Genomic DNA, 26,226 nt, shown 5'->3' on the forward strand with positions numbered 1-26,226 from the left:
ATGACGACGCAGAGTGCGATCAGGCCGAAGGACAAGGTACGCAACCGGGTGGTCGTCCTCCTCCACCGCCTCGGACTGCCGGTCGGCCCCATGCAGTTGCTGACCGTCCCCGGACGCAAGACCGGCATCCCGCGCACCAACCCGGTCGCGCCGCTGGTCATCGACGGCACCACGTACATCTGCCAGGCCTATCCGCACTCGGACTGGGTGAAGAACGCCCGCGCCGCCGGCCACGGCACCCTCACCCGCGGCCGGCACACCCGGGCCGTCGACCTGGTCGAGGTCCCCGAGCAGGAACGCGGCCCGCTGCTGCGGGAGTTCCCGGTGCAGGTCCCGCGCGGCGCGGGCGCCTTCGTCCGCAACGGCCTGGTGTCCGCGGCCACCCCCGAGGCGTTCGCCGCCGCGGCCCCGGGCATCCCGATGTTCCGCGCCGTCGAGCGCGCCCAGGCACAGCGCTGACCGGCCCCGCGGCGGCCTCGTCCGCTTTATGCGGGCTTTGCCGCCGCGGTCTATGTTCGCCGGATGAGACGGATCTCCCGATGGCTGCTCGGCCAGCTGGTGGAAGGGCTCTCCAGCCTCGGCCGATTCTGGTTCCACCTGCCCGACCCGACCGGGGCTTATCCCGAATTGCTTTTCGCGCCCGATGCGGCCGGCCCGCCCGCCGGGCATCCGGAACGATTGTGCCGGGAAATCCCGCTCACCAGGACGGAGCTGATGCTGATGGCCGAACTCGACGGCTTCGGTGACGGCGGCCGGTGACAGCCCCTCGGCGGACCCCGCTTCGGCCGTTAGGCTGACCGTCATGGAAGCCGACATCCTCAGGGGCAATCTGGAAGGGATGCTGCTGTCCGTGCTCGAAGACGGCGGACTGCACGGCTACGCGGTGATCGAGGAACTGCGGCGGCGCAGCGGCTCGGCGATAGACCTGCCGAGCGGCACCGTCTACCCGGCACTGCACCGGCTCGAAGCCGCCCGGCTGGTCCGCAGCGAGTGGGCCGTGGTCGGCGGCAGGCGGCGGCGCACCTACCATCTGACCTCCGCCGGGCAGCGGGCGCTGTCCGACAAGCGCACCGCCTGGCGGGAGGTCTCCTCACTCATCTCGGTGGTCCTGGGAGGCGGTTCGTGAGCACACCCCCGGCACTGGAGCACTACGCCGACCGCCTGGCCCGCCGGCTGGTCGGCCCGCCGGCCCGCCGCAGCGCCATCATCGACGAGGTCCTGGACGGGCTGCTGTGCGCGGCCGAGGAGCACGCCCGCTCCTGCCCCGACCCGGAGGAGGCCGCCCGCGCCGCGGTCGCCGAGTGGGGCCCGCCGGACGAGATCGCCGCCGCCTACAACGACGCCACGCTGCGGCTGTCGGCCGGGCGGCTGTCGCTGCTCGCGGTCGGCGTGCTGCCGCTGCTCGCGGTGTCCTACGCGGTCGCGCTGCTCGGCGGGCCGCGCGGGCCGTGGCCCTCCCACCCGCCGGTGCTGATGGCCGGCATCGGGCTGCTCGGCTTCGGCTGCGTGCTGTGCCTGACCGGCGGCGTCGCCGCGCTGCGCGGCGGCGGGGGACTGCCGGGCGCGGCCGGCCGGCGGGCCGCCGCGGTCACCTCGGGCACCTGCGCGGCGCTGGTCGGCGTGCTGTGCGTGCTGGTCGCGCTCATCGTGCTGCTGCTCAACCGGGGCCTGACGCACCCCGGTTCGCTCGACTGGGGCGCGGTCGCGGCTCCCGCGGCGCTCACCGTGCTGGCGGTCGCGTACTTCTCGGTGGCCCTGCGGCGCTTCCTCGCCGTGGTCCGCCCGGACCGGGCCTGAGGCCCCTGACTCCCCGTCGGCCCGATTCCGCGTCGGCCCGATTCTCCGTCGCCCTGATGTCCCGTCGCCCTGAGCGCCGGTCGGCCCCCTTTCGCCCCTTGTGCTCCCCACGGTCCGTCAACATCACGTGACGGAATCGGAGTTGTGTGTTGCCACCGTGCCGCGCGTACCGCTAGCGTGCTCTCCATAAGTAGCGTCACTACATATGGGAGCAGGAGGTCTCGTCGTGGAGCGCATGACCAGATGGGTGCTGGCACACCGCTGGCAGGTGGTCCTGGTCTGGGTGGTGCTCGCGCTCGCGGGAGGCGCCACGGCGAGCGGCACGGTCGACAAGCTGAGCTACGAGTCCAAGCTCCCGGGCCGCCACTCCCAGCAGGCCAACGACGACCTGAACCGGCAGTTCGCCACCACCGGCGGCAAGAACGCCCCGCTGCTGCTCACCGTCACCCTGCCCGCCGGCACCGGCTTCGACACCCCGGACGTCCGCAACCAGTGGACCGCCCTGGTGGACGGCGTCACCCCGAAGAACGGCCGCAACGTCACCTACGCCAGCGGCGGCGCCGGCAGCACCGACGCAGCGCTGGTCTCCAAGGACGGCCGCACCACCGTCGCCCTGGTCTACCCGCCGGCCAACCCCACCACCGCCCCGTACGACGCCTGGCTGCCCGGCATCAAGAAGGAGCTCGCGCACGCCACGCTGGCCGGCGCGCCCGTGGAACTCACCGGCCAGCCGGTGGTCTCCGGGCGCGACAGCGGCGGGGCGCGCAGCCCCGTCGGCGAGACGCTGGTCGGGGCGCTCGGCGCGCTCATCGTGCTCGCGCTGGTCTTCGCCAGCGGACTCGCCGTGCTGCCGCTGCTGATGGCCGCGGTCGCGATCCCCACCACCTTCCTGCTGGTGCGCGGGGTGGTCTCGGCCACCGACGTGTCCTTCATCGTGCAGTACCTGGTCGCCCTCATCGGCCTCGGCGTCGCCATCGACTACGCCCTGCTCGTCGTCACCCGCTGGCGCGAGGAGCGCGGCAGGCCGGGCGCCGGCGGGCCGGAGCCCGAGGTGCGCAAGGAGGCCATCGTGCGGGCGCTGGCCAGCGCCGGGCGGGCGGTCGCGCTCAGCGGCGCCACCGTCGCGATCTCGCTGGCCGCCCTCGTGGTGATCCCCGTGCCCTTCCTGCGCAGCGTCGGCTACGGCGGCCTGCTGATCCCGATCGTCAGCGTCGCGGTCGCCACCACGCTGCTGCCGGTGATGCTGTACTCGCTGGGCGACAAGCTCGACCGGCCGCGCCGCACGCACAACCCGGACAGCCGGCTGTGGTCGTCCGTCGCCCGCTTCACCGTGCGCCGCCCCGCGATCGCCGCGGTGGTCAGCGGCGCGGTGCTGCTGGCGATCGCCGCCCCCGTGCTGACGATCCGGCTCGGCGCCCCCGAGACCAGGACCCTCGCACACGGCGGGCAGCCGGCCGCGTCCTTCCAGAAGATCGTCGACGCCGGCTTCGGCGAGGGCATCGCCCGCCCGGTCGAGGTGCTGGCCCCGAAGGGCGACGCGGCGTCGCTGACCGGCAGCCTGGCCCGGCTCGACGGGGTCTCCGGCGCCGTCTCGCCCGCCGGGTGGGCGCGCGGCGACCGTACGGTGGTGGACGTGTGGACCACCGCCGACCCGTCCAGCCCGGCCGGCCGCGACGCCGTCTCGGACGTCGTGGACACCGCGCAGCGGACCCCGCAGGTGCTGGCCGGCGGCACCGCGCCCGCCGAGATCGACTTCATCGACGCGGTCTACGGCAACCTGTGGCTGATCTTCGTCTTCGTCGCGCTGCTCACCTTCCTCGTGCTGGCCAGGACGCTGCGCTCGATCGTGCTGCCGATCAAGGCGCTGGTGCTCAACGCGCTGTCCACCTGCGCCGCCTACGGAGCGGTGGTGCTGATCTGGCAGAAGGGCTACGGCAGCGACGCGCTCTACAACACCCCGGCGGTCGGCGCGATCACCATCTGGGTGCCGATGACGGTCTTCGCCTTCCTGTTCGGCCTGTCCATGGACTACGAGGTCTTCATCCTGCACCGCATCAGGGAGACCCACGCCGACCTCGCCGCCCGCGGCGAGCAGGACACCACCGTGCCCGCCGTCGTCACCGGCATCAGCCGCACCGGACGGCTCGTCACCTCGGCGGCCTTCATCCTCTTCCTGGCGTTCGTGTCGCTGTCCACGGTGCCCATCACCGACGTACGGGTCTTCGCCACCGCGCTCGCCGCGGGCATCATCGTGGACGCCACCGTGGTCCGCGGAGTGCTCGCGCCCGCCCTGGTGACGCTCATGGGCCGCGCCAACTGGTGGTTCCCGGACTGGGCCGCCAAGGCGCTGCTGGTACGCGGCCGGCCCCGCCCGGCCGCCGCGGGCGCTCCCGTGAGCGGGGCGACCCCGGACCCGGCGGGCCCCGCCGAGCGCCGCCGCGACCCCGTCTGACGGCCCGCCGGCCCGTACCGTACGACCCCCGGTACGCCTCCCGTACGACCCCCTCCGGCGGCCCCTGACGCCCCGCCGGACCAGCTGACCGCAGGCCACCGCCTCCCCCGTGCATGGGCGGTGGCCTGCATTATGCGTGCTTTCTCTGCCCTTCACGCCCCGGTGACATCGTCAGAAGGCGGACGTCGGCCCGACTGGGTGTCCGCGATCCGACAACCGGGAGGCATTCCTTCATGTCCACTTCCAGGCCCGAATACGACGTGGCGATTCTCGGGGCCGGCATCGCCGGGTCCTCGCTGGGCGCCGTGCTCGCCAAGCAAGGCGCGAAGGTGCTGCTCGCGGACGCGGGCAGCCATCCGCGGTTCGCCGTCGGGGAGTCGATGATCCCGCAGCTGACCGCCTGGATGGAGGTACTGGCCCTGCGCTACGACGTCCCGGAGCTGTTCGCGCTGGCCGACGCCAACGTCATCAACGAGAAGGTCAGCAACACCTTCGGGCGCAAGCGGCACTTCGGCTTCATGCTGCACCACCCCGGTGAGGAGCCCGACCCGTCCCAGGCCCACCAGTTCGTCATCCCCAAGCAGCTGTCGGAGTCCAGCCACCTGTTCCGGCAGGACAGCGACGCGTTCCTGTTCCGGCTCGCGGTGAGCAACGGCTGCGACACCCGGCAGAACTGGATGGTCACCAAGGTCGCCTTCGACGACGACCGGGTCACCCTGCTCGGCGGCGACGGCCGCGAGGTCTGCGCGCGCTACCTGGTCGACGCCAGCGGCTTCCGCTCGCCGCTCGCCGAGCACCTGGAGCTGCGCGAGAAGCCGGCCCGCTTCCGGCACCACGCCCGCTCGATGTTCACCCACATGGTGGGCGTCACGCCGTTCGACGACGTCGTCGACACACCCGACGCGCTCAAGCCGCCGGCCCGCTGGCACGAGGGCACCATGCACCACCTCTTCGAGCGCGGCTGGTTCTGGATCATCCCGTTCGACAACCACGACAAGTCCCGCAACCCGCTGTGCTCGGTCGGCGTGACGCTCGACGAGCGGCTGTACCCCAAGCCCACCGACATCACCCCGGACGAGGAGTTCGCGCAGCTCATCGCGCGCTTCCCGGCCGTGGAACGGCAGTTCACCGGCGCCCGCAAGGTGCGCGAGTGGGTGTCCACCGGCCGGATGCAGTACTCGTCGAACAAGACGGTCGGCAAGCGCTGGTGCCTGATGTCGCACGCGGCCGGCTTCCTCGACCCGCTGTACTCGCGCGGCATGTCCAACACCTTCGAGCTGATCAACGTCCTCGCCCCGCGGCTGCTCGCGGCGCTGAAGGACGACGACTTCAGCGAGGAGCGCTTCGCCTTCGTCGAGGAGATGGAGCAGGGGCTGCTGAACTGGAACGACATCCTGGTCAACTGCTCGTACATCTCCTTCACGCACTTCCGGCTGTGGGACGCGGTCTTCCGCGTCTGGGGCAGCGGCACCACCCCGGGCACGCTGCGGATCAACAACGCGATCCGGGCCTTCCGCGCCACCGGCGACCCCGCCGTCTTCGAGGCGCTGGAGAAGGCCCCGCACACCGGCCTGTGGTGGCCGGACAGCGACGCGTTCAAGGAGCTGGTGGAGGCCACCGAGCGGGCCTGCCTGCTGTACGAGTCCGGGGAGATCGACGGCGACACCGCCGCGGACATGATCCTGCGGATGGTGGAGTCCAGCGAGGCGGTCTCCCGCAGCTTCGGCTGGAAGGACCTGGACCACCGCTTCGTCTTCCCCAGCCAGAGCGACATGCTGCACTACCTGGAGGAGATCTCCGGCTCGCCGCTGCCCGAGCTGTCCGCGCTGGGCACGCAGGCGCTGGCCGCCTTCCGCGCGCAGGCCGCCAAGGGCGGCTGGACGGGCCGGTGAGCGGCCACGCCCGGCCGGCCGTCGTCGACCGGCACCGCGGTGTCGACGAGCAGCAGGCCAACAAGGACCTCGCGCGCTACTGGTTCGAGGAGGGCTGGACGCGCGGCAACCTCGACGTGGCCGACGCCGTCTTCGCCCCGGACTTCGTGCTCGGCGGGAAGCCGGTGGGCCCCGAGGGGCCGCGGGCGAGCGTACGGGGCCGCCGGACGGCCTTCGCGGGCCTCCAGGTGTCCATCGGCCTGCAGATCGCCGAGGGGCCGTGGGTGGCCACCTGGTTCACCACCCGGGCCACCCATGTCGCCGAGTTCGCCGGGGTGCCGCCGACCGGGCGGCTGGTGGTTTCCGAGGGCATCCAGCTGTGGCGGGTGGCCGGCGGGCTGGTGGTCGAGGACCGCAATGTGTTCGACCGCTGGGCCGTGGTCTCACAACTGCGCGGCGCCGGCTGACGGAAATTCCCTCGGTTCCCCGGCATAGGGAGGCGGATTCTCCTGCTTTCGTATGCCGGGGGCCCTGGAAATACGTCAGGAGCGGGAGTGCACGATATTGCGCTCATAGGCGAAAATGACCGCGTGCACCCGGTTGCGCAACCCCAGCTTGTCCATGAGATGTTGAATGTGGGACTTCACCGTGCTTTCGCTCACCTGGAGCGAACCGGAGATCTCCGCATTCGAGTAGCCCCGGGTGATGAGCCGGAAAATCTCCACCTCGCGGTCCGTCAGCCGGGCCAGCGGGGAATCACCCCTGCCGTTTTCCGCCGGCAAAAGCAGCGAGGTCCCGGTCGCCGTCAGGCGCACTCCGGCGGCAAGTTCCGCCGCGCTGCTGCGATTGGGCAGCAGCCCCTTCGCGCCCGCCCGCAGCACCTCGTGCGCCTCGCCCGCAGGGCCGCTGATCAGCACCAGGACGTTGGCCGGAGCTGCCGGAGGATGCATCGCGGTCAGCGCCACGACCGTGCGGTGCGCCTCCGAGGCATGGGCGTGGGTATTGACTATCACCACATCCGGCAGGAGTTTCCGGTATGCGGACTGCACGTCCTGGTCGTCCTCCAAGGTGCCCACCACTTCCAGATCCTGGTAGTTATCCAGGATTGTCCGCAATCCGGCGAGCGAGATCGGATGGGAGTCGACGATCAGAATCCTGGTGGCCGCCGTACCTGGCATGAGTCCCCCCGGGCTTGGATGGCGGCGCAGATACGGCCGGCTGCCGCAACGGCGCCGTGCTAAATCCGTTTCAGGGTGCGGGGGCCGTCGGCCGGCTGTCACCGCTCAGATTGCTGTCCGGGCGACAGATGCCGAGATGGCCGGAACCGTAAAACTAAACAGCTGTATAGTTTTTATGGTCACCACGTCAGCCTGTTGTTCCGTACAACCGCGTGGAGGTTCCATGTCCCTGGAAGACAAGGTCGCCCCGGCGCGCGTCGCCGCGGAGCCGTTGCCCGGAACGCGCCATCCCGCACTGGCACTCTTCGTCCTGACTGGCGCCGAGCTCATGGTCGTGCTCGACGCCACCATCGTGAACATCGCGCTGCCCAGCATCCGTGACGCCTTCGACATCTCCGAGAGCAACCTCGCCTGGGTCGTCAACGCCTACGCCCTCGCCTTCGGCGGGCTCATGCTGCTCGGCGGCCGGGCCGGCGACCTGTTCGGCCGCCGCCGGATGTTCCGAGCCGGCGTCACCTTCTTCACCCTCGCCTCGTTACTCGGCGGCATCGCGCCCAACTCCGCCGTCCTGATCACCGCCCGGGTCCTGCAGGGCGCGGGCGCCGCCGTCGCCGCACCCACCGCGCTCGCCCTGATCGCCACCACCTTCGCCGAGGGCAAGCCCCGCAACCGCGCCATGGGCCTGTACGCCGCCATGGCCGGCGTCGGCTCCGCCGTCGGCCTCATCCTCGGCGGCGCCCTCACCCAGTACCTGGACTGGCGCTGGGTGCTGCTGATCAACGTCCCCATCGGCATCGCCGTACTGATCGGCACCGCCGTGCTCCAGGAGCCCCGCAAGGTCAACGGCCGGCTCGACGCCCCCGGCGCCGCCGTCGGCACCCTGGGCCTGGTCTCCCTCGTCTACGGCATCAACCGCGCCGGCATCGAGGGCTGGGGCGACCTCGGCACCCTGATCTGCTTCGCCGCCGCCGCGGTGCTGCTGCCGGCCTTCGTCCTCACCCAGATCCGCGGCAGCCACCCCATGCTGCCCATGAACGTCCTGCGCGACCGCAACCGCGGCGGCGCCTACGTCGTCCTGCTGTGCACCGGCGTCGGCATGTTCTCCACCTTCTACTTCACCACCCTCTTCCAGCAGCAGATCCTCGGCTACGGCGCCGTCAAGACCGGGCTGTGCTACCTGCCCTTCACCGCCGCCATCGGCCTGGCCGCCACCGTCAGCTCCCGGCTGGTGTCCAAGGTGCCGCCCCGCGTGCTGCTGGTGACCGGCCTGCTGCTCGCCGCCGTCGGCATGCTGATCCTCAGCTCCCTGCGCCCCTGGTCCAGCTACGCCGGCGGGGTGCTGCCGGGCACCATCATCACCGCGCTCGGCCTGGGCAGCACGTTCGTGCCGCTGACCGTGCTGTCGGTACGCGGCGTCAGGCCGCACGAGTCGGGCAGCGCGTCGGCGATGCTCAACACCTCCCAGCAGATCGGCGGCGCGCTGGGCCTGGCCACCATGACCACCCTGGTCACCGCCGTCGCCAACCACCGGCTGGCCGACGCCGGCGACAAGCTCATCGACGCCTTCAAGAACCACGACACCAAGATGATGTACCGCGCCGCCGACGCCATCACCCACGGCTACGACCGCGGCTACCTCGTCTCGCTCGGAGTGTTCCTGGTCGGCGCGGTCTTCGCCGCGTTCGTGCTCGACGCACCCCCGCAGGAGGGCACCGAGGGCGGCGCGCACGGCGGCCACTGACGCCCGCGAGCCGCTGCCGCCGGCTCCCCCCGGGGCCACGTACGCCCCTTCGGCCCCGGGGGGAGCCGGCGGTGTCCTCTACAGTCGGGCGGGTCCACCGAGGAGCTGATGCCATGACAGGTGCCGACACCCACGAGGCCACCAGGCCCCGGGCCGGGACGACCGCCAGGACCCTGGCCGGGACGACCGCCGAGCCGACCGCCCCGGCCAGGGCCGAGACCAAGGGCGAGCGCACCCGGCGCCGTATCCTCCAGGCCGCCCGCGCCGAGTTCGGCCGGCACGGCTACGAGAAGGCCACCATCCGCGGCATCGCCCGGGCCGCCTGCGTCGACAAGGCGTCGGTCATCGGCTACTTCGGCACCAAGGACGCGCTCTTCCGGGAGGCCGTCCACTGGCACGCCCGGATAGACGAACTCGCCGACGCCGACCCCGACCGCACCGCCGACAACTACCTGCGCGCCCTGCTCGGGCGCTGGGCCGCCGAGGAGGACAGCCCCATGTCCGTCCTGCTGCGGGCCAGCATGACCAGCGCCGAAGCCGCCGAACTGCTGCGCCGGCACATCACCGGCGAGGTCGTCGACCGGGTCGCCGCCCGTATCGAGGGCCCCGACGCGCGGCTGCGGGCCGCCGTCTTCGCCGCGGTGATGATGGGCGTGGTCTCCCAGCGCTACCTGCTGCGGCTGCCCGACCTCGCCGAGGCGCCGCTGGAGGACGTGCTGCGGATCGCCGTCCCGCTGGTGCGGGCCGTCATGGCACCGGAGGAGTGACCCACCCCGGCCCCGGCTGCCGCGGCAGCGCCCCGTCCGCGGCGCCGTCGGCGTCGTCCAGCATCGCCCGGTGCAGGTTCTCCACCCACGGCGACGGCTCCAGGCCCAGCTCGTCACGCAGCACCCGGCGCAGCCGCTCCATCGTCTCCAGCGCCTGCGCGCGCCGGCCCGAGCGGTGCAGCGCCAGCATGTACTGCGCCTGGACGTACTCCTCCGACGGCTCGTTCGCCGCCAGCCCCGCCAGCTCCGCCAGCAGCTCGCGATGCCGGCCCAGGCTCAGGTCGGCGTCGATGCGCTGCGTCCTGACGCTCAGCAGCTCCTCGTGCAGCACCGCCAGCTGCTGCTCCAGCACCGGCCCGGCCGGCACCCCCGCCAGCGCCGGGCCCTGCCACAGCTCCAGCGCCATCCCCAGCAGCCGCGAGGCGCCCCGGTCGTCACGGTGCATCAGCGCGCTGCCGCGCCGGGCGAGCGCCCGGAACCGCCCCAGGTCCAGCGCGTCGACCGGCACCACCAGCGAGTAGCCGTTCTCCCGGGTCTCCAGCAACCGCCGGGCCGCCGCCGCGCTCCCGACGCTCGGCATCGCCGCCAGCATCCGCCGCAGCGACAGCACGTACGACTGCAGCGTGGCCGCCGCACTGCTCGGCGGCGCGCCGCCCCACAGCTCGGCCACGCAGCGGCTCGCCGGGACGACGTTCCCGGCGTCGAGCAGCAGCAGGGACAGCAGCTGCCGCTGCTTGGGGGCGGTGGGCGTGTGGTCACGGTCCGCGTCGCGGACCCGTAACGGACCGAGTACACCGAACTCCAAGCGGGGTCACTCCTCGCGGCGTCGTGGCGGATCCCGGCGGCCGGGGCCGGCCGCACGATCGCCCGAGTCTACCGGCGCTCCCGTCGCGCGCCCCCGCCGTTGAACGCCCGCAGCCGCCGCCGTGCCGGGAGGGGCTGCTATGGTCGAAGGTGCGGAAGATCGAGGTCCGGGCCGGGGAAGGCCCGGACGGCAGCCAGGGAGGGCCCGCGTGGCGGGTGACGACGACATCTCCGGGTGAGTCCGGAGCCCCGGGCCACCGGTAGGGCGCGCAGGGCGCCGCACCGGGTGGCCGTCCCGTCGTTCCCCGAGTGCCTTCCTTCTCCCGTTCACGTGCCCCGGCCCGCGGCCGGCGCGCGGCCATGCGCAGCGAGGTCCCGCCATGTCTCCTTCGTCCACTTCCCCTCCTTCCCCGCCTTCCTCCCCTTTCTCGGCGTCCGCCGCTTCCCCCGCCGACGCCCGCGTCATCTGCTCCCGGCTGTCCTTCGGCTGGCCCGACGACACCCCGGTCTTCCAGGAGCTGTCCTTCACCGCCGGCCCCGGCCGCACCGGCCTGGTCGCCCCCAACGGCGCCGGCAAGTCCACCCTGCTGCGGCTGATCGCCGGCGAGCTGCGGCCCACCGCCGGCACGGTGACCGTCGACGGCGTGCTCGGCTATCTGCCGCAGACGCTGCCGCTGGCCGGCGACCTCAGCGTCGCCGACGTCCTCGGTGTCGCCCCCGTCATCGCCGCCCTGGACGCCATCGAGGCCGGCGACACCGACGAGCGCCACTACGCCGCCATCGGCGACGACTGGGACGTGGAGGACCGCAGCCGCGCCCAGCTCGACCGCCTCGGCCTGGCCGACGTCGCCCTGGACCGCCGGCTGCACACCCTCAGCGGCGGCCAGACCGTGAGCCTGGGCCTGGCCGCCCGGCTGCTCGCCCGCCCCGACGTGCTGCTGCTCGACGAGCCGACCAACAACCTCGACGGCGACGCGCGCGCCCGGCTGCACACCGTCGTCGAGGAGTGGACCGGCTGCCTGCTGCTGGTCAGCCACGACCGCGAGCTGCTGGACCTGATGGACCGCACCGCCGAGCTGCACGCCGGTGAGCTGCGGATGTACGGCGGCGGCTTCACCGCCTACGAGCAGGCCCTGCAGGCCGAGCAGGAGGTCGCGCACAAGAACCTGCGCGCCGCGGAGGCCGAGGTCAAGCGGGAGAAGCGGGAGATGCAGCAGGCCAGGGAGCGCGCCGAGCGCCGGGCGAGCACCGCGGCCCGCAACCTCGGCAGCGCCGGCCTGCCGAAGATCGTCGCCGGCGGCCTCAAGCGCCGCGCCCAGGAGTCCGCGGGCCGGGCCGGCGGTGTGCACGCCGCCCGGCTCGGCGACGCGCGGGCCCGGCTGGACGAGGCGGGGCGCGCGGTACGCGACGACGACCGGATCGCCCTGGACCTGCCGCTGACCCGGGTGCCCGCGGGCCGTACCGTCTTCGCCGGCGAGCATCTGCGGATCAGCCGCGGGCAGCGGCAGATCTTCGCCGGCCAGGGCGCCGACCTCATCGTCCGCGGCCCCGAGCGCATCGCGCTGACCGGCCCGAACGGCGCCGGCAAGTCCACCTTGCTGCGGCTGGTCGGCGGCGACTTGGAACCGGACTCCGGCGAGGTCACCCGGGCCGCGGGCCGCACCGCGTACCTCACGCAGCGGCTCGACCTGCTCGACCCCGCCCTCAGCGTCGCCGCCAACCTCGCGGCGTTCGCGCCGGCCATGCCCGAGCCCGAGCGGATGAACCTGCTGGCCCGCTTCCTCTTCCGCGGCCCGCGCGCCACCCGGCTCCCGGTCGGCGCCCTGTCCGGCGGCGAACTGCTGCGCGCGACGCTGGCCTGCGTCCTGCATGCCGAGCCCGCGCCGCACCTGCTGCTCCTGGACGAGCCCACCAACAACCTCGACCTGGCCGGTGTCGCCCGGCTGGAGGCGGCGCTGACGGCGTATCAGGGCGCCTTCGTCGTCGTCAGCCACGACGAGCGCTTCCTCGCCGGCATCGGCGTCACCCGCCGGCTGGACCTCACGGACGGCGTCCTGCGCGAGGCGAACCCGCCGGGGGAGTGACACCGAAGCCGCCGCGCCCGCGGCGCCCGCCCGCCCCGCCTGCCCGCCGCGGGCGCGGGCGGCGGCGCGGGTTTGCGCGGGAGGCGTTGACGGGGCGTGGGAGCGCTCCCATCATGACTGCGGGTCACGCTCCTTCCCCCCACCCCTGGAGGACTCCATGACCACCCCCCACCCCCGCGCCCGGCGCCGCCGCGCCTGGGCGGCGACCACGGCGGGCGCGCTCGTCGCGGCCGGCGCCGCATGGGCCGTGCAGGCACCGCCGGGCGCCGCGGCGGCCACCGCCGGCTGCGCGGTCGACTACACCGTCACCAGCTCCTGGCAGGGCGGCTTCGGCGCCTCCGTGACGATCCACAACCTCGGCGACGCGGTGTCGTCCTGGACCCTGAAGTGGACCTTCGGCGCCGGCCAGACCGTCACCCAGGCGTGGAACGCCGACGTGACGCTCGGCAGCGCCCAGGTGACGGCCACCAACGCCGCCTACAACGGCGCCGTCCCGTCCGGCGGCACCGCCACCTTCGGCTTCAACGGCGCCCTCACCGGCTCCGCCACCCCCACCACCCCGGCCGGCTTCACCCTCAACGGTGCCGCCTGCACGGGCGCCCCGACCGGCCCGCCCACGTCCCCGCCGACCACGCCGCCGACCTCCCCGCCCAGCAGCCCGCCGACCTCCCCGCCCACGAGCCCGCCCTCCTCCGGCCAGGGCCGCCAGGTCGAGAAGCTGGACCGCGGCGTGATCTCCGTCCGCAGCGGCTCGGCCAACCTCGTCTCCTGGCGCTGGCTGGCCACCGACCCCGACGACGTCGCCTTCGACGTCTTCCGCGACGGCACCAAGCTCAACTCCGCGCCGCTGACCGGCGCGACGGACTACCTCGACAGCGGCGCCGCGGCCACCGCCTCGTACACCGTGCGCGCGGTCGTGGGCGGCACCGAGCAGGCCGCCTCGCCCGCCTCGCTGTCCTTTGCGAACGGCTACCACGACGTCCCGATCTCCCCGCCGCCCGGCGGCACCACCCCCGACGGCGTCGCCTACACCTACGAGGCCAACGACGCCAGCGTCGGCGACCTCGACGGCGACGGCCGCCTCGACCTGGTCCTGAAGTGGTATCCGACCAACGCCAAGGACAACTCCCAGTCCGGCTACACCGGCGACACGATCCTCGACGGCATCACCCTCGACGGCACCCGGCTGTGGCGGATCGACCTCGGCCGCAACATCCGCTCCGGCGCCCACTACACGCAGTTCCAGGTCTACGACTACGACGGCGACGGCCGGGCCGAGGTCGTCATGAAGACCGCCGACGGCACGGTCGACGGCGCGGGCCGTACCATCGGCAGCGCGAGCGCGGACTACCGCAACTCGTCGGGCTACGTCCTGTCCGGCCCGGAGTTCCTGACCGTCTTCGACGGCCGGTCGGGCGCCGCGCTGCAGACCGTCGACTACGACCCGCCGCGCGGCAGCGTCTCGTCCTGGGGCGACTCCTACGGCAACCGCGTCGACCGCTTCCTGGCCGGCACCGCCTACCTCGACGGCTCGCGCCCCTCGATCATCATGGCCCGCGGCTACTACACCCGTACCGTCATCGCCGCCTGGGACTGGCGCGGCGGCAGGCTCACCGAGCGGTGGCGGTTCGACACCGACGACGCCGGCAACGGCTCGTACGCCGGCCAGGGCGACCACCAGCTCGTCACCGCCGACCTCGACGGCGACGGCAGGGACGAGATCGAATACGGCGCCATGGCCGTCGACGACAACGGCACCCGGCTGTGGAACACCGGCCAGGGCCACGGCGACGCCCTGCACGTCGGCGACCTCGACCCCAACCACCCGGGACTCGAGGTCTTCAAGGTCGACGAGGACACCTCCAAGCTCGCCGCCTGGTTCGCCGACGCGAAAACCGGCGCGATCCTGTGGTCCAACCCCAGCTGCGGCTGCGACAACGGCCGCGGCGTCTCCGACGACGTCTACGCCGGCAGCCCCGGCGCCGAGTCCTGGTCCGCGGGCGTCAGCGGGCTGTTCAGCGCCACCGGGCAGAACATCGGCCGCAAGCCCGGCTCCACGAACTTCCTGGCCTGGTGGGACGGCGACCCGGTGCGCGAACTGCTCGACGGCACGCACATCGACAAGTACGGCACCTCCTCCGACACCCGGCTGCTCACCGCCTCCGGCGTCCACGCGAACAACGACACCAAGGCCACCCCGTCCCTGTCCGGCGACCTGCTCGGCGACTGGCGCGAGGAGGTGATCTGGCCGACGACCGACAACCGGGCGCTGCGGATCTACGCCACGCCCACCCCGACCGACCTGCGGATCACCACGCTGCTGCACGACACGCAGTACCGCACCGCCCTCGCCTGGCAGAACACCGCCTACAACCAGCCGCCGCACCCGAGCTTCTTCCTCGGCAACGGCATGCGCACGCCCCCGCGCCCGCAGGTCCACACCCCCTGACCCGCCGGCGCGGCACGGACGGGGACACGGGGCGCCCCCGTCCGTGCCGCGCGGTGGAGCGGAGGGAAGATGGCGGGATGCCGTTCACACTCAGTCATCCCGCCGCCGTGCTCCCGCTGCTGCCCGCCGGGCGGGCCCGCGGGCCGCTGGTGGCGTCGGCCCTGGTCGCCGGGTCGCTGGCGCCCGACGTGCCGTTCTTCACCGAGTCGCTGGCGCACGGCACCTTCGGCTTCGGGGAGTTCACCCACAGCCCGCTCGGCGTGCCCACCGCGGACGTCGCGATCGCCGCGGTGCTCGTCGCCGGGTGGCACTGGCTGCTGCGCGAGCCGCTGGTGGCGCTGCTGCCGGTGCGCTGGGCGGGCGCCGCGGAAGCGCTGACGGCGCCGGCCGGGCGGGGCCGGGGCCCGGCGGACGCGGCGTGGTTCGCGGTGTCGGCCGCGGCGGGCGCGGCCACCCACGTGGTGTGGGACGCCTTCACGCACGGCGGCCGGTGGGGCGTACGGCTGCTGCCGGTGCTGGACCGCACGGTGCTGGGCCGGCCGCTCTTCTACGACCTGCAGTTCGGCACGTCGGTGCTGGGGCTCGGCGCGATCACCTGGTATGCAGCCGGGGTGCTGCGGCGGGCGGCGCCGCCGGACGCCGCGCCCGCGCCCGTACGGTCCCGGCTGCGGCTCGCGCCCCGGACGAAGGCCGCGGCGACGGTCATGGTGGGCGCGGCGACGGCGGCCGGCGTGGTGGCGCGGCTGGCCCGCTGGGGGCCGGGGCCGCTGCGGGACGCGACCGTCCTCGACCTCATCCCCGCGGTCGCCTTCGGCGGCGGCGCGGGCGCCGCGGTGGGCCTGGCCGGCTACGCGGCCCTCGCACGGGCGGCGGTGGCCCGGCGGGGGCGGGCGGTGTGAGCGGGGCGTGACGCGCGCGGCGGCCGGCGGGGTGCCACCGGCCGGCGGCGTTGTCCGGCGCCTTCTCGCAGGTCCGAGGCAACCCGCGGGTGGCGCCAGCAGGTTGCAAGAGGTATGGCCACTGATTCACGCCGCCGGGGCGGCGGCACCGCGGGCAGCCGCCCGGCCGGTGGCGGTCCGCCGCCCGCGTGCCCGGCTCCTCCGCACCTCCCCGACTGACGTGCGCGGCAGCGGGTAGGCGCGCCCGCGTGCCGTAAATCGCCGCTGTTCGCGCACTTTTGACACTTCCGCACCGAAGGGCCCCACCTCATGGCTTCCCCCTCCCCGCGCGCCCTGCTGTCCGGGCTGAGCGTCGCCGCGCTCACCGTGCTCGCCGGCTGCGGCACGGCCGTCGGCACGAGCGCGCAGGACCACGCGGTGCCCGCGACGGCACCGGACTCCCCGCCGGCCGCCGCCCCCGCGGCAACGCCGTCCGCGACGGCCCCCGCGCCGCGCGCGCTGCCCGGGCTCGGGCCGCAGACGCTCGCCCGGATCCCGCGCGAGGCGCGGCAGGTGGTCTTGGTGACGGGCCGCGGCATCGACTCGCCGGACGCCACGGTGACGCTCTACCGGTGGACGGCGAGCGGTTGGCAGCCCGGCGCGTCCTGGCCCGCGCACAACGCCAAGGACGGCTGGACCGCCGACCACCACGGCGGCGACCTGCGCTCGCCAATCGGCGTGTTCACCCTCTCCGACGCCGGCGGCCTGCGCTCCGACCCCGGCACCAAGCTGCCGTACCACCACTCCGGCGGCTTCCACATCGGCGGGCGCGGCTTCGAGGGCGAACCGCTCGCCGGCTCCTTCGACTACGTCGTCGCGATCGACTACAACCGCAAGCCCGGTACGTCCCCGCTGGACTGGACCCGGCCGATGGGCCAGTCCAAGGGCGGCGGCATATGGTTCCACGTCGACCACGGCGGCCCCACCCACGGCTGCGTCAGCATCGCCGAGTCCCACATGAAGTCCCTGCTGGCCACGCTCGACCCGGCCCTCCACCCGGTGGTGGTCATGGGCGACGCGGCGTCGCTGGCGGCCTGAGCCGGACCCCGCGCCGGGCGACCTGTCCGGGCGGCCCCCTCTGCCGCCCGGACGGGCGGATCAGGCGTCGGCCGCCGCGCGGAAGACGCCGGCGTGCCGGGCGCACCAGTCGGCGAAGCGGGCGGGCTTGCGGCCCAGCAACTCCTCGACGGTGTCGGTGCGCAAACCCTCGGTGTCGTCGCGCATCAGGCGGAAGCCCTCCACGACCGCCTCGGCGAGGGCGGGGGGCGCGCCGTTCGGGAAGCGGGCCGCGACCGCCTCTTCGGGGGTGGCGACGGGGCGCGCGGTGATGGTCCTGCCGATGGTGTCGGAGATGACCGCCGACTGCTCGGCGACGGTGAACAGCTCCGCGCCGGTGATCTCGTACGCCTTCCCCTCGTGGCCGCCGGTGGTGAGCGCGTGGGCGGCGACGGCCGCGATGTCGGCGGGGTCGATCGGCGCCATCCGGCCCGGGCCCACGGGATCGAGGACGTAGCCGGCCTCGCGGATGGTGGGCAGCCAGTCCAGCGCGTTGGTCATGAAGCCGCCGGGCCGCAGGACCGTCGCCGGGATGCCGGACGCGCGGACGATCTCCTCGCGGGCGTGGTGCCACAGGCCCATCTTCGGCATCGGGTCGCCGAGCACGTTCGTCGAGGACAGCAGGACGATGTGCCGCACTCCGGCGGCCTGCGCGGCGGTGACCGCGAGCTCGGCGGCCTCGGTGCCGATGCCGGGGGTGAGCAGGAACATCCGGTCGACGCCGGCGACCGCGCCGGCCAGCGACCGCGGCGAGAGCAGGTCGCCGGTGAAGCGCTCGGCGCTGCCGGGGAGGGCCGCTGCCCGGACCGGGTCGCGCACCAGGATCCGTACCGCGGCGCCTGCCGCGTCCAGTTGGCTGACCAGCTCACGGCCGATGTTCCCGGTCGCACCGGTGACCAGTATCATGAGGTCCCCCTGAATCGTTTGCCGTCTAATGATCGGTTCGAGGGGAACGTTAGCCGGTTAATCATTAGCCGTCAATCGATTGCCGGGGCGGCGGGTGCCGCCGTGGCCGACGGAAGGCCGATCGCCCATGCCCGACTTCCTCGACCTGCACAGCAGGACCACCAAGGCGCTGCGCGCGCTCGCCGAGGAGGGCATGCGCCGGCACGGCCTGCACTACGGGCAGCACCACCTGCTCGCCGCGCTGTGGGAGCAGGACGGCAGGACGCCGGGCGAGGTCGCGGCGAAGCTGCACGTCACGACGCCGACGGTGGTCAAGATGGCCGACCGCATGACGGCGAGCGGCCTGCTGGAGCGGCGCCGTGACGAGCGCGACGCCCGGCTGGTGCGGCTGTGGCTGACCGACGCCGGGCGGGCGCTGCGCGAACCGGTCGAGTCCGAGCGCCGGGAGCTGGAGCGGCAGGTCACCGCGGGCCTCAGCGCGGCCGAGCGCGACCGGCTGATGGCCGCGCTCGGCACCGTGCTGCACGCGGCGGAGGAGCTGCTCGGCGCGTCCTGAGCGGCGGCTGCGGCCTTCTCCCGGCTCAGTCCGCGAGCCCGGCGAGCCGCAGCAGCAGGTCCTTGACCTCGGTGACGTGGTAGCGGTCCCTGCCGTACGCGGCCTGCGAGCACACCAGCACCGGCCCGTCGCGCGGATCGTCCGGCAGCCGCCCGTGGCTGCCCCGCACGCAGGACGGATCGAGCCCGACCACCCGCAGCGAGGTGCGGATGCCGAGCTTCAGACCCGCCACCGACAGCGCCGCCCGCAGTCTCACCGTGGGGTCGGACGGGTCCAGGAACAGCTCGGCCGGGTCGTAGCCGGCCTTCCGGAAGATCTCCACGCCGGTCGCGAAGTCCGGCGCGAGGTCGTCGTCGAGCCAGTAGTAGTACGTGAACCACGCGTCCGGCTCGGCGACGGCCACCAGCTCGCCGGCGCGCTCGTGCCCGATGCGCAGCCCCGCCTGCCCGGCCCGGTCCAGCACCTGCGCCACGCCGGGCAGCGCCCCGAGCACGTCCCGCACCCGGGGGACGTCGGCCGGGTCGCGGACGTAGACGTGCGCCACCTGGTGGTCGGCCACCGCGAACGCCCGTGACGTCCACGGGTCCAGGTTCTCCATGCCCTGCTGCACGTACACCCGCAGCAGGCCCTCGCGGCGCAGCGCCCGGTTGACGTCGACCGGGCGGCGGGCGGCGGTGATGCCGTACTCGCCGAACGCCACCAGCTGGCTGCCCTCGGCGCGCAACCGCTCCAGCAGCGGGGCGAGTTCGGCGTCCACCGCACGGGCCGCGGCGATCGCCTCTGGGCCGTCGGGGCCGTACCGCTGGAGTTCGTAGTCCAGGTGCGGGATGTAGACCAGCAGCGTGTCGGGCGCGCGGGTGTCGAGCAGGTGCCCGGCGGCGCCGACGATCCACCGGGTCGAGGCGATCCCCGCTCCCGGTCCCCAGTAGGAGAACAGCGGGAACCGGCCCAGCCGCGCGGTGAGTTCGTCGTGCACGGACTGCGGGTGGGCGTAGCAGTCCGCGGACTTGCGGCCGTCGTGGTGGTAGACCGGGCGCGGGGTGACGGTCACGTCGACGTCCATGCCCATCGCGTACCACCAGCAGATGTTGCCGACACGGTAGCCCGGGTCGCGGCGGCGGCCGGCGGCCCACAACTTGTCCCCGTGGACCAGGCTGTTGGACTGCCGCCAGTGGAAGATCTCCCCGGCGTCGCGGAAGAACCAGCCGTTGCCGACGACGCCGTGCTCGTCCGGCATCGCGCCGGTGAGCATGCTCGACTGCACCGGGCAGGTCAACGCCGGGAAGACGGTGGTCAGTTCGGCGCTGAAGCCGTCGGCGGCGACCTTCCGCAGCGCCGGCATGTGCGCGAGCGTCCGCGGTGTCAGCCCCACCACGTCCAGGACGACGGTCCGTTGCCGCGCTCCTGCCGTCATGCCCCGGCCTCCTTCAGCCCGAGCCCGGTCAACTTCCCCGCCGCCCACGCCACTTCCGCGGCGATCCCGGCGGCCAGCGCCGCGTCGCCGGCCGGCCGCTGCGCCGGCGGCAGCACCGACCACGTGTACGTCTCGACCTCGATGTGGTCGGCCAGCGCGGCCGGCCCGCCGAGCAGCAGCGCGAGGGTGTCCTCCAGCACGGCGGAGGTCCCGGTCAGCGGCGGCTGCGGAGGGGCGTGCAGCGGCACATGGAAGTGGACCCGCCAGGGCGCGGCGCCGGGCAGCGCGTGCGGCCCGGCGAGCGCGTCGCCGAGGTCGTCGGCGGCGAGCACGGCGGCGGTTCCTGCGGCGGAGGCGGAGCCGGTTCCGGCGGCGGGGACGGTCCCGGGGCCGGGCGGCGCGGCCGGCTCGCGGGTCTGGTGCAGGAAGCGCGGCTCGACGAAGCCGGCCAGCGCCTCCCGTACGGCCGGGTCCGCCGGGTCGTCGGCCTGGAGGGCGCAGGACGCCTGCACCTTGACCACCGCGAGCCCGGCCGCCGCGAGCCGGGCCAGCACCCGCGCCGGGTCCTCGAACGTCACCGCGAGGTGGCAGACGTCCAGGCACAGCCCCAGCAAGTCCGGCCCCAAGCCCGCCAGTTCGCGCTCGACCTGGGCCACCGTCTCGACCGCGCAGCCCGGTTCGGGCTCGAAGCCCACCCGTACGGGCCGGCCGTCCCGGGCGGCCCGGGCGGCAAGTCCCGCCTCCAGGGCCCGGATCCGCTCCCCGGCCGCCGCCCGCCGCGGGCCGTCCCACGGCTCGCGCCAGGCCAGCGGCAGCGTCGAGATGCTGCCGTGCGGCACGTCGTCCGGGAGCAGCACGCCGAGCACGTCGGCCAGGTCCAGGGTGTAGCCGAGCCGGTCCCGCGTCGTCCAATCCGGGTGGTAGACCGCGCCCTTGACGACCGGGTCGTGGAAGCCCCGGTAGGGGAAGCCGTTGAGGGTCACCACTTCCAGGCCGCGCGCGTCGAGTTCGGCCCGCAGCGCGGTCGACGCGGCGCGGTCGGCGGCGAGTTCACGGGCCACGTCATGCGCGAGCCACAGGCCGAGGCCCAGCCGGTCGGCGCCGAGCCGTTCGCGCACCGGCACGGCGTAGCGGTCGAGCTGGCCGACGATGCCGGCCAGGTCCTCGGCCGGGTGGACGTTGGTGCAGTAGCCGAGATGGACGGTGGTGCCGTCCCGGTGGAGCAGCCGCATCGTGGATCTCCTTCCGTCAACGGGAGCCGCGCTGGACGGAGTTGCCCGCGAAGAGCAATGCCGGGTCGGGGTCCTGCGGCCTCACGTCGAGCCGGCCGCTCGCGCCGTAGAAGGCCACCGGGTTCCGCCACAGCACCCGGTCGACGTCCTCGGCGGTGAAGCCGGCGGCGAGCATCGCCTCGCCGGTGGCGCGCGTCCGCAGCGGGTCGCTGTGGCCCCAGTCCGCCGCGGAGTTGACGAGGATCCGCTCGGTGCCGTACTCGCGCAGGATCGCCACCATGCGGTCCGGCTCCATCTTCGTGTCGGGGTAGATCGAGAAGCCCGCCCAGCAGCCGGCCTCCAGCACCTGGCGCACCGTCAGCTCGTTGAGGTGGTCCACCACGACCCGCTCCGCCGGGATGCCCGACTCCCTGATCACGTCCAGCGACCGGGCGGTGCCGGCCGCCTTGTCCCGGTGCGGGGTGTGCACCAGCGCCGGCAGCGCGTGCTCGACGGCGAGCGCGAGCTGCGCGGTGAACGCCTTCTCCTCCGCCGCCGTCACCGAGTCGAAGCCGGTCTCGCCGACCGCGACCACCCCGTCCTTGGCGAAGTAGCGCGGCAGCAGCTCCAGCACCTCCGCGCAGCGCGGGTCGTTGGCCTCCTTCGGGTTGAGCGCGAGCGCGCAGTGGTGCCGCACGCCGAACTGCGCCGCGCGGTACGGCTCCCAGCCCAGCAGGCCGTCGAAGTAGTCCGTGAAGCTGCCCGCGGAGGTCCGCGGCTGCCCCAGCCAGAAGGCCGGCTCCACCAGTGCCCGTACGCCCGCCGCGTACATCGCCCGGTAGTCGTCCGTGGTGCGCGAGGTCATGTGGATGTGCGGGTCGAAGATGCGCATGCGGTGCTCCTGACGTGGGGGGTTGCCGGTGGGGGACGGCGTGGGGAGTCGGGGGCGATGAGGGGGGTCAGCCCAGTTGGGCCAGGACGCGGCGGGCGGCCTCGGCCCTGCGGGGCTCGGGCGAGCCGGCTTCCGCGTGGATCGGGGAGGCGGCCAGCAGATCGGGGTGCCGGCGCAGCAGCGGGAGCACGTCGGCGGGGACGTCCCGGCCCGCGGCCACCCGCTCGTGCGCGAAGTCCAGGAGCATGCGGGCGAGTTCGGCGTCCGCACGCTCGTCGAGGCCGGCGACCGCGCTCAACGGCACGCCCAGGAACACGCACTTGAGCACGCCCTGCCGCCAGGCCGCCGCGTCCAGCGCGGTCGCGGCGGGGCCGAGGGCGGCGGCAACCAGGGCGGTGTCGTTGGTCCGCAGCGCGTCCTCCAGCAGCGGCGCCACGGCCCCGGCGCCCAGCTCCAGATACGGCAACGCCCTGAGCACCGCCCGGCGTTCGGCCCGGTCACCGCGTGCGTAGAGGTCCGCGACGGCCGGCGCCGGAGCGGCGGCGAGCAGCACCGCCCGTACCGCCTCGTCCACCGTCCAGCCCTCCCACCCCGGCGCCGCCAACGGGCCCCGCCCGCAGGCCCGTCCGGCGGCGGCGAAGTCGGCGGCCAGCGCGGCGGGTTCTGCGGCGGCCCGGGCCGCCGCCGCGGCGAGCCAGGTCCTGCCCTGCGCGGTGAGCGCGGCGTCCACCGCCTGAACGGGCGTCGCCCGCACGGGGGTTGCGTGCTCGCGCAGGAAGGCCAGCGAGCGGCGTGCGGTGTCCGGGGCGCTGTGGCTGTGCCGCGGCAGCTCGACCGCGACGAGCCCCCGGTAGCCGGCATCCGCCAGGGCGGCGAGCACGGGGGTGAAGTCGATCTCGCCGGCGCCGAATTCCAGGTGCTCGTGCACCCCGCGGCGCATGTCGTCGATCTGCACGTTCACCAGGTCGGTCGCGGCCCGGCGTACGCAGTCGGCGACCGGCAGCGGCTCAAGGCAGCGGCAGTGGCCGATGTCCAGGGTCAGCCGGAAGGAGGCCGGGGCGCCCAGCGCGTCGCGCAGCCGCCGGTATCCGGCCAGGTCCTCGACCAGCATGCCGGGTTCCGGCTCGAAGCCCAGCACCACGCCCGCGCGGGCGGCGGTGTCCGCGAGGCGCGCGCAGCCCTCGGCCAGCAGCTCCCAGCCGCGCTCCGGCGCGGTGCCTTCCGGCAGCACGCCGGACCAGAACGACACGGCTTCCGCGCCCAGTTCGGCGCCGATCCGGACCGCCCGCTCCAGGAAGTCCAGCCGGGCCCCGCGGCCGTCCTCGTGCAGCAGGGTGGGGGAGTGCTTGCGGCGGGCGTCCAGCAGGTAGCGCGCACCGGTCTCGACGACGACCGCGAGCCCGAGGGCATCCAGCCGGCGGCGTACGGCTTCCAGCCGGGCGGGCAGGTCCCGGTCGTACGGGTCGAGGTGCGCGTGGTCGAGGGTGAGCGCGACGCCCTCGTAGCCGAGGCCGGCGATCACGTCGAGGGCGTCGTCGAGGCGGTGGTTGGCGAAGCCGTTGGTGCCGTAGCCGAAGCGCAAGGTCGTGGGCTGAGGGTGGGTGGGTGTCATGTCGGTGGGACCTTCCGGGAGAGCCGGCGGGCCAGGGGCAGCGCCGCGAGCAGCGGGAGCGCGGCCCGGACGCCGCCCGCGCGGCAGGCCAGGGCCGCCTGGAGCGGCAGGAGGCCGTGGATGCCGGCGCCGACCGCGCGTTGCAGCCGGCGGGCGTCGGGCCTGCGGATCGCGGCGAACTGGCTGCCGCCGAAGGTGCGCAGGTAGACGGCGAGGGCCGCGGTGGCGGCGGCGCGGTCCTTCGGTGCGGCGCCCGGTGCCGCCCTGACCGCCGCGACCGCCGCGGCCAGGGCGGTGGTCGCGGCGAGCGTCGCCTCGGGCAGGCGGTGGGAGGCGCCGGTCGCCTCGCGGCGGCTGAGGGCCATGACGACGCCGGTGTGCGCGGCGATCACGGCTGCCGCCGGGGCCGCCGCACGCCGGCCGTGCGGCCCGGCGCCGAGCAGGACGTCCAGCCCGCGGGCGGCGGCCATCGCCGCGGGTCCGAACGCGGTGTCCTTGAGCGCGAGGTCGTACGCCCATGCCGCCGCGGCGACCGCAGCCGCACCGCCCGCCGCCGGCCGCCCGCCGGCCGCCGCGGCGAGCCCCACCCCCGCGACGGTGAGCCCCGCGGCGACCCCCAGCGCCTCCGCCGGCCTCACCCGCCCCGCCGGCACCGGTCGCGCGGGGCGCTCCACGGCGTCGACCTCGCGGTCGGCGTAGTCGTTGAGCGCCATGCCTCCCCAGTAGAGCAGCACGGACGCGGCCCCCAGCCCCGCGCTCCCTCTCCCGTACGGCCACCCCGCGGCGCACCCCCCGACCACGACGTCCCCCGGCACGGTGAGCCCCGCCGGCCCCCGCACGATCTCCCACACGTCCTTACCGCGCATCCCTCGCCCTCCTCGCCACACCGTCCCCGGCCCCCTGCCGAACCTTTCGCCCCGGGCTGCTGCTTGCTGTTGTCGTGCGACCTTCCGCAGCGCTGTGGCTGGTCGCGCAGTTCCCGCACCCCTGGGGGGTGACCCTGCGGCGCCGGGGACAACCAGGGGCGCGGGGAACTGCGCGACAAGCCCGCCACCGGGGGAAGGTCCCGGGAGTGGGGAAGTCCCCCGCCCGGGGGGCGTCAGGCCGGGGGGTCGGGTATGCCCGGGGAGGCCCAGGTCCGGAGGAGTTCGTACTGCGGGACCAGGCGATGCTCGTCCGAGCCCAGCGGGTCCTTGAAGAAGAAGGCAAGGTGCGGCTGCACCCCCACCGCGCCGCGGGCCATCGCCCGGCCCAGGAGCCGCACCAGGTCCAGGACCAGCGGAGCGGCAAGCGCCGAATCGCAGCCCTGCCAGGTGAATTGCATCGTCATCCGCACGCCGAGGAAACCGTCGAAGGCGATGTGGTCCCACGCCGTCTTCCAGTCGCCGAGCGCGGGCACCTCGTCGATGTGGACCTCGCCCTCCACCGGCTCGGGAAGCAGCTCCGCCAGGCTCCGCGCCTTGGACGCGTTCTTGCTGGCCGCGGCCCGCGGGTCCGCGAGCGTCGCCCCGTCGCCGCCGCCGAGCAGATTCGTGCCGGACCACGCCCGCACCCGCAGCGCCCGGTGCGCGAACATCGGGGCCAGCGCGCTGCGCGCCAGCGTCTCGCCGGTCTTGCCGTCGTTGCCGGCGTACGGCACCCCGGCCTCCGCCGCGAGCTCGGCCAGCGCGGGCAGCCGCATCGCGCCGGACGGCGTGAAGTCGACGTAGCCGCACCCCGCCCCGAGCGCCGCGTACGCGTACAGCGCGTGCGGCGGCAGCACCGGCTCGGGCCCGTCCAGCGCGGCCCGCAGCGCGGCGAGGCTCGCGTAGGCCGGGTGCGGCCCGGGCTGCGGCGCGGTCGAGGAGAGGTTGACGACCACCACGTGCGCCAGCCCGTGCCGCTCCCGGAAGCCGGCCAGTTGCGCGGCGATCGCGGTGGCCTGCGGCGCCTGCCGCCCCGCCGCCGCGGCCACGCCCGGCCGGATCTCCCGCTCGGCCGCGGCGAGCGCGCCGCCCACCGCGGCCGGCAGGTCCGCCGGGACGACGCCCGCCGCGACCAGCTGCTCGGCCCGCTTGGCCAGCGGCACGCCGGTGATGTCGCAGCCGCCGAAGACCAGCCGGCCCACGGGCGTGAGCCCGGCGCCGCGGAAGTCGGGGAGTTCGGTGACGCAGCCGACCGGCGGGGCGAGACCCGCGGCGACGGCGGCTGCGCCTACGACGACGGTGGTGGCGACCGAGCCGCGTGCGCCGACGATCCACACCCCCAGCCGATCTCCCGCTGCGGTAGGGACCATGCCTTCACCTCCGGGTGTTCCAAGCGTTCCGGGCGTACCGGGTATCACCTGCCGCGGGCGGGGCCGGGCAGGGGTCAGCGCGTTGCCTGGCGGTGCGGGAGAACTCGTGAGCGCGGCCTGCGTGCCGCGGGTGTGCCTGGCGGGCTGGTGGGGGGAGCGGCCCGGCCGCCGGCCGGACCGCGGGGAACGGGGCCGGCCCGGCCGCCGCCCACGACGCCCGCGT

23 protein-coding genes and 1 pseudogene are annotated in these 26,226 nt (G+C 74.5%); 14 read left to right on the forward strand and 10 right to left on the reverse strand.

What is annotated here, in order from left to right:
- The 7 genes from HCN08_RS28615 to HCN08_RS28645 all read left to right on the forward strand — a co-directional run bounded on the left by HCN08_RS28615 (position 1) and on the right by HCN08_RS28645 (position 6,587).
- Positions 1-459: a nitroreductase family deazaflavin-dependent oxidoreductase gene (locus HCN08_RS28615; RefSeq protein WP_167986179.1), complete on the forward strand. Its 459-nt coding sequence runs from the start codon at positions 1-3 to the stop codon at positions 457-459.
- A gap of 63 nt (positions 460-522) precedes the next feature.
- Entirely contained in the window at positions 523-759 is a 237-nt protein-coding gene (locus tag HCN08_RS28620; RefSeq protein ID WP_167986180.1) for a DUF6059 family protein, read from the forward strand.
- A gap of 43 nt (positions 760-802) precedes the next feature.
- Positions 803-1,126 carry a PadR family transcriptional regulator gene (locus HCN08_RS28625; RefSeq protein ID WP_167986181.1) on the forward strand — a complete coding sequence of 108 codons (324 nt, stop codon included), beginning with the start codon at positions 803-805 and terminating at the stop codon, positions 1,124-1,126.
- Complete coding sequence (locus tag HCN08_RS28630; protein ID WP_167986182.1) at positions 1,123-1,797, forward strand: hypothetical protein; 675 nt, start codon at positions 1,123-1,125, stop codon at positions 1,795-1,797. The genes HCN08_RS28625 and HCN08_RS28630 overlap by 4 nt, the downstream gene beginning before the upstream one ends.
- Before the next feature lie 205 nt (positions 1,798-2,002).
- Positions 2,003-4,249: an MMPL family transporter gene (locus tag HCN08_RS28635; RefSeq protein ID WP_206319363.1), complete on the forward strand. Its 2,247-nt coding sequence runs from the start codon at positions 2,003-2,005 to the stop codon at positions 4,247-4,249.
- Between the two features lie 233 nt (positions 4,250-4,482).
- Positions 4,483-6,141 (forward strand): NAD(P)/FAD-dependent oxidoreductase, encoded by a 1,659-nt coding sequence (locus HCN08_RS28640; RefSeq protein WP_167986183.1) that lies wholly within the window; start codon positions 4,483-4,485, stop codon positions 6,139-6,141.
- Positions 6,138-6,587: an ester cyclase gene (locus HCN08_RS28645; protein WP_167986184.1), complete on the forward strand. Its 450-nt coding sequence runs from the start codon at positions 6,138-6,140 to the stop codon at positions 6,585-6,587. Before HCN08_RS28640 ends, HCN08_RS28645 begins: the two co-directional genes overlap by 4 nt.
- 75 nt (positions 6,588-6,662) lie before the next feature.
- On the opposite strand, the gene HCN08_RS28650 is transcribed toward HCN08_RS28645, so the two are convergent.
- On the reverse strand, positions 6,663-7,298 hold the full coding sequence (locus HCN08_RS28650; RefSeq protein WP_167986185.1) for a response regulator transcription factor: 636 nt from the start codon (positions 7,296-7,298) through the stop codon (positions 6,663-6,665).
- A gap of 223 nt (positions 7,299-7,521) precedes the next feature.
- Between HCN08_RS28650 and HCN08_RS28655 the strand changes: the two genes are divergently transcribed.
- The gene (locus tag HCN08_RS28655) at positions 7,522-9,039 is read left to right on the forward strand and encodes an MFS transporter (protein WP_167986186.1); all 1,518 of its coding nucleotides are present in this window, start codon (positions 7,522-7,524) and stop codon (positions 9,037-9,039) included.
- A 113-nt stretch (positions 9,040-9,152) separates the two neighbouring features.
- Positions 9,153-9,806 carry a TetR/AcrR family transcriptional regulator gene (locus tag HCN08_RS28660; RefSeq protein WP_167986187.1) on the forward strand — a complete coding sequence of 218 codons (654 nt, stop codon included), beginning with the start codon at positions 9,153-9,155 and terminating at the stop codon, positions 9,804-9,806.
- Here HCN08_RS28660 and HCN08_RS28665 read toward each other — a convergent pair.
- Positions 9,787-10,611, reverse strand: coding sequence for an AfsR/SARP family transcriptional regulator (locus tag HCN08_RS28665; RefSeq protein ID WP_167986188.1), 825 nt, complete (start codon positions 10,609-10,611; stop codon positions 9,787-9,789). The genes HCN08_RS28660 and HCN08_RS28665 overlap by 20 nt on opposite strands.
- A 379-nt stretch (positions 10,612-10,990) precedes the next feature.
- On the opposite strand from HCN08_RS28665, the gene HCN08_RS28670 reads away from it, so the two are divergent.
- The 4 genes from HCN08_RS28670 to HCN08_RS28685 all read left to right on the forward strand — a co-directional run bounded on the left by HCN08_RS28670 (position 10,991) and on the right by HCN08_RS28685 (position 17,119).
- Positions 10,991-12,694, forward strand: a complete 1,704-nt coding sequence (locus tag HCN08_RS28670) for an ABC-F family ATP-binding cassette domain-containing protein (protein ID WP_167986189.1) — start codon at positions 10,991-10,993, stop codon at positions 12,692-12,694.
- A gap of 157 nt (positions 12,695-12,851) precedes the next feature.
- Positions 12,852-15,143: a rhamnogalacturonan lyase family protein gene (locus HCN08_RS28675; RefSeq protein WP_167986190.1), complete on the forward strand. Its 2,292-nt coding sequence runs from the start codon at positions 12,852-12,854 to the stop codon at positions 15,141-15,143.
- A gap of 77 nt (positions 15,144-15,220) precedes the next feature.
- Positions 15,221-16,042 carry a DUF4184 family protein gene (locus tag HCN08_RS28680; RefSeq protein WP_167986191.1) on the forward strand — a complete coding sequence of 274 codons (822 nt, stop codon included), beginning with the start codon at positions 15,221-15,223 and terminating at the stop codon, positions 16,040-16,042.
- Between the two features lie 309 nt (positions 16,043-16,351).
- Positions 16,352-17,119, forward strand: a complete 768-nt coding sequence (locus HCN08_RS28685) for a L,D-transpeptidase family protein (RefSeq protein WP_167986192.1) — start codon at positions 16,352-16,354, stop codon at positions 17,117-17,119.
- 60 nt (positions 17,120-17,179) lie between these two features.
- On the opposite strand, the gene HCN08_RS28690 is transcribed toward HCN08_RS28685, so the two are convergent.
- Complete coding sequence (locus HCN08_RS28690; protein ID WP_167986193.1) at positions 17,180-18,043, reverse strand: NAD(P)H-binding protein; 864 nt, start codon at positions 18,041-18,043, stop codon at positions 17,180-17,182.
- Positions 18,044-18,170: 127 nt separating this feature from the next.
- Between HCN08_RS28690 and HCN08_RS28695 the strand changes: the two genes are divergently transcribed.
- Positions 18,171-18,599 carry a MarR family winged helix-turn-helix transcriptional regulator gene (locus HCN08_RS28695; RefSeq protein ID WP_167986194.1) on the forward strand — a complete coding sequence of 143 codons (429 nt, stop codon included), beginning with the start codon at positions 18,171-18,173 and terminating at the stop codon, positions 18,597-18,599.
- 25 nt (positions 18,600-18,624) lie between these two features.
- On the opposite strand, the gene HCN08_RS28700 is transcribed toward HCN08_RS28695, so the two are convergent.
- The 7 genes and pseudogenes from HCN08_RS28700 to HCN08_RS28725 form a co-directional block, all read right to left on the reverse strand.
- Complete coding sequence (locus HCN08_RS28700; protein WP_167986195.1) at positions 18,625-20,013, reverse strand: alkaline phosphatase family protein; 1,389 nt, start codon at positions 20,011-20,013, stop codon at positions 18,625-18,627.
- Positions 20,010-21,245 (reverse strand): metabolite traffic protein EboE, encoded by a 1,236-nt coding sequence (gene eboE, locus HCN08_RS28705; RefSeq protein ID WP_167986196.1) that lies wholly within the window; start codon positions 21,243-21,245, stop codon positions 20,010-20,012. Before eboE ends, HCN08_RS28700 begins: the two co-directional genes overlap by 4 nt.
- Before the next feature lie 16 nt (positions 21,246-21,261).
- Positions 21,262-22,116, reverse strand: coding sequence for a TatD family hydrolase (locus tag HCN08_RS28710; RefSeq protein ID WP_167986197.1), 855 nt, complete (start codon positions 22,114-22,116; stop codon positions 21,262-21,264).
- A 67-nt stretch (positions 22,117-22,183) separates the two neighbouring features.
- Positions 22,184-22,870, reverse strand: coding sequence for an EboA domain-containing protein (locus HCN08_RS37000; RefSeq protein ID WP_407648908.1), 687 nt, complete (start codon positions 22,868-22,870; stop codon positions 22,184-22,186).
- 6 nt (positions 22,871-22,876) lie between these two features.
- Positions 22,877-23,728, reverse strand: a pseudogene (locus tag HCN08_RS37005) (sugar phosphate isomerase/epimerase family protein); the annotation flags it as partial.
- Positions 23,725-24,594: an SCO3242 family prenyltransferase gene (locus tag HCN08_RS28720; protein ID WP_167986199.1), complete on the reverse strand. Its 870-nt coding sequence runs from the start codon at positions 24,592-24,594 to the stop codon at positions 23,725-23,727. The gene HCN08_RS28720 and the pseudogene HCN08_RS37005, both read right to left, overlap by 4 nt.
- 233 nt (positions 24,595-24,827) lie before the next feature.
- The gene (locus HCN08_RS28725) at positions 24,828-26,003 is read right to left on the reverse strand and encodes an inositol-3-phosphate synthase (protein ID WP_167986200.1); all 1,176 of its coding nucleotides are present in this window, start codon (positions 26,001-26,003) and stop codon (positions 24,828-24,830) included.
- Positions 26,004-26,226: the final 223 nt, after the last annotated feature.

The organism is Actinacidiphila epipremni (assembly GCF_012034175.1).
Lineage (GTDB): Bacteria > Actinomycetota > Actinomycetes > Streptomycetales > Streptomycetaceae > Actinacidiphila > Actinacidiphila epipremni.

What these genes read in the sequence shown, in the direction of transcription:
- HCN08_RS28615 (WP_167986179.1), top strand. Translation starts at nt 1, where the DNA reads ATGACGACGCAGAGTGCGATCAGGCCGAAGGACAAGGTACGCAACCGG.
- HCN08_RS28620 (WP_167986180.1), top strand. Translation starts at nt 523, where the DNA reads ATGAGACGGATCTCCCGATGGCTGCTCGGCCAGCTGGTGGAAGGGCTC.
- HCN08_RS28625 (WP_167986181.1), top strand. Translation starts at nt 803, where the DNA reads ATGGAAGCCGACATCCTCAGGGGCAATCTGGAAGGGATGCTGCTGTCC.
- HCN08_RS28635 (WP_206319363.1), top strand. Translation starts at nt 2,003, where the DNA reads ATGGGAGCAGGAGGTCTCGTCGTGGAGCGCATGACCAGATGGGTGCTG.
- HCN08_RS28640 (WP_167986183.1), top strand. Translation starts at nt 4,483, where the DNA reads ATGTCCACTTCCAGGCCCGAATACGACGTGGCGATTCTCGGGGCCGGC.
- HCN08_RS28650 (WP_167986185.1), bottom strand. Translation starts at nt 7,298, where the DNA reads ATGCCAGGTACGGCGGCCACCAGGATTCTGATCGTCGACTCCCATCCG.
- HCN08_RS28655 (WP_167986186.1), top strand. Translation starts at nt 7,522, where the DNA reads ATGTCCCTGGAAGACAAGGTCGCCCCGGCGCGCGTCGCCGCGGAGCCG.
- HCN08_RS28660 (WP_167986187.1), top strand. Translation starts at nt 9,153, where the DNA reads ATGACAGGTGCCGACACCCACGAGGCCACCAGGCCCCGGGCCGGGACG.
- HCN08_RS28670 (WP_167986189.1), top strand. Translation starts at nt 10,991, where the DNA reads ATGTCTCCTTCGTCCACTTCCCCTCCTTCCCCGCCTTCCTCCCCTTTC.
- HCN08_RS28675 (WP_167986190.1), top strand. Translation starts at nt 12,852, where the DNA reads ATGACCACCCCCCACCCCCGCGCCCGGCGCCGCCGCGCCTGGGCGGCG.
- HCN08_RS28680 (WP_167986191.1), top strand. Translation starts at nt 15,221, where the DNA reads ATGCCGTTCACACTCAGTCATCCCGCCGCCGTGCTCCCGCTGCTGCCC.
- HCN08_RS28685 (WP_167986192.1), top strand. Translation starts at nt 16,352, where the DNA reads ATGGCTTCCCCCTCCCCGCGCGCCCTGCTGTCCGGGCTGAGCGTCGCC.
- HCN08_RS28690 (WP_167986193.1), bottom strand. Translation starts at nt 18,043, where the DNA reads ATGATACTGGTCACCGGTGCGACCGGGAACATCGGCCGTGAGCTGGTC.
- HCN08_RS28695 (WP_167986194.1), top strand. Translation starts at nt 18,171, where the DNA reads ATGCCCGACTTCCTCGACCTGCACAGCAGGACCACCAAGGCGCTGCGC.
- HCN08_RS28700 (WP_167986195.1), bottom strand. Translation starts at nt 20,013, where the DNA reads ATGACGGCAGGAGCGCGGCAACGGACCGTCGTCCTGGACGTGGTGGGG.
- eboE (WP_167986196.1), bottom strand. Translation starts at nt 21,245, where the DNA reads ATGCGGCTGCTCCACCGGGACGGCACCACCGTCCATCTCGGCTACTGC.
- HCN08_RS28710 (WP_167986197.1), bottom strand. Translation starts at nt 22,116, where the DNA reads ATGCGCATCTTCGACCCGCACATCCACATGACCTCGCGCACCACGGAC.
- HCN08_RS28720 (WP_167986199.1), bottom strand. Translation starts at nt 24,594, where the DNA reads ATGCGCGGTAAGGACGTGTGGGAGATCGTGCGGGGGCCGGCGGGGCTC.
- HCN08_RS28725 (WP_167986200.1), bottom strand. Translation starts at nt 26,003, where the DNA reads ATGGTCCCTACCGCAGCGGGAGATCGGCTGGGGGTGTGGATCGTCGGC.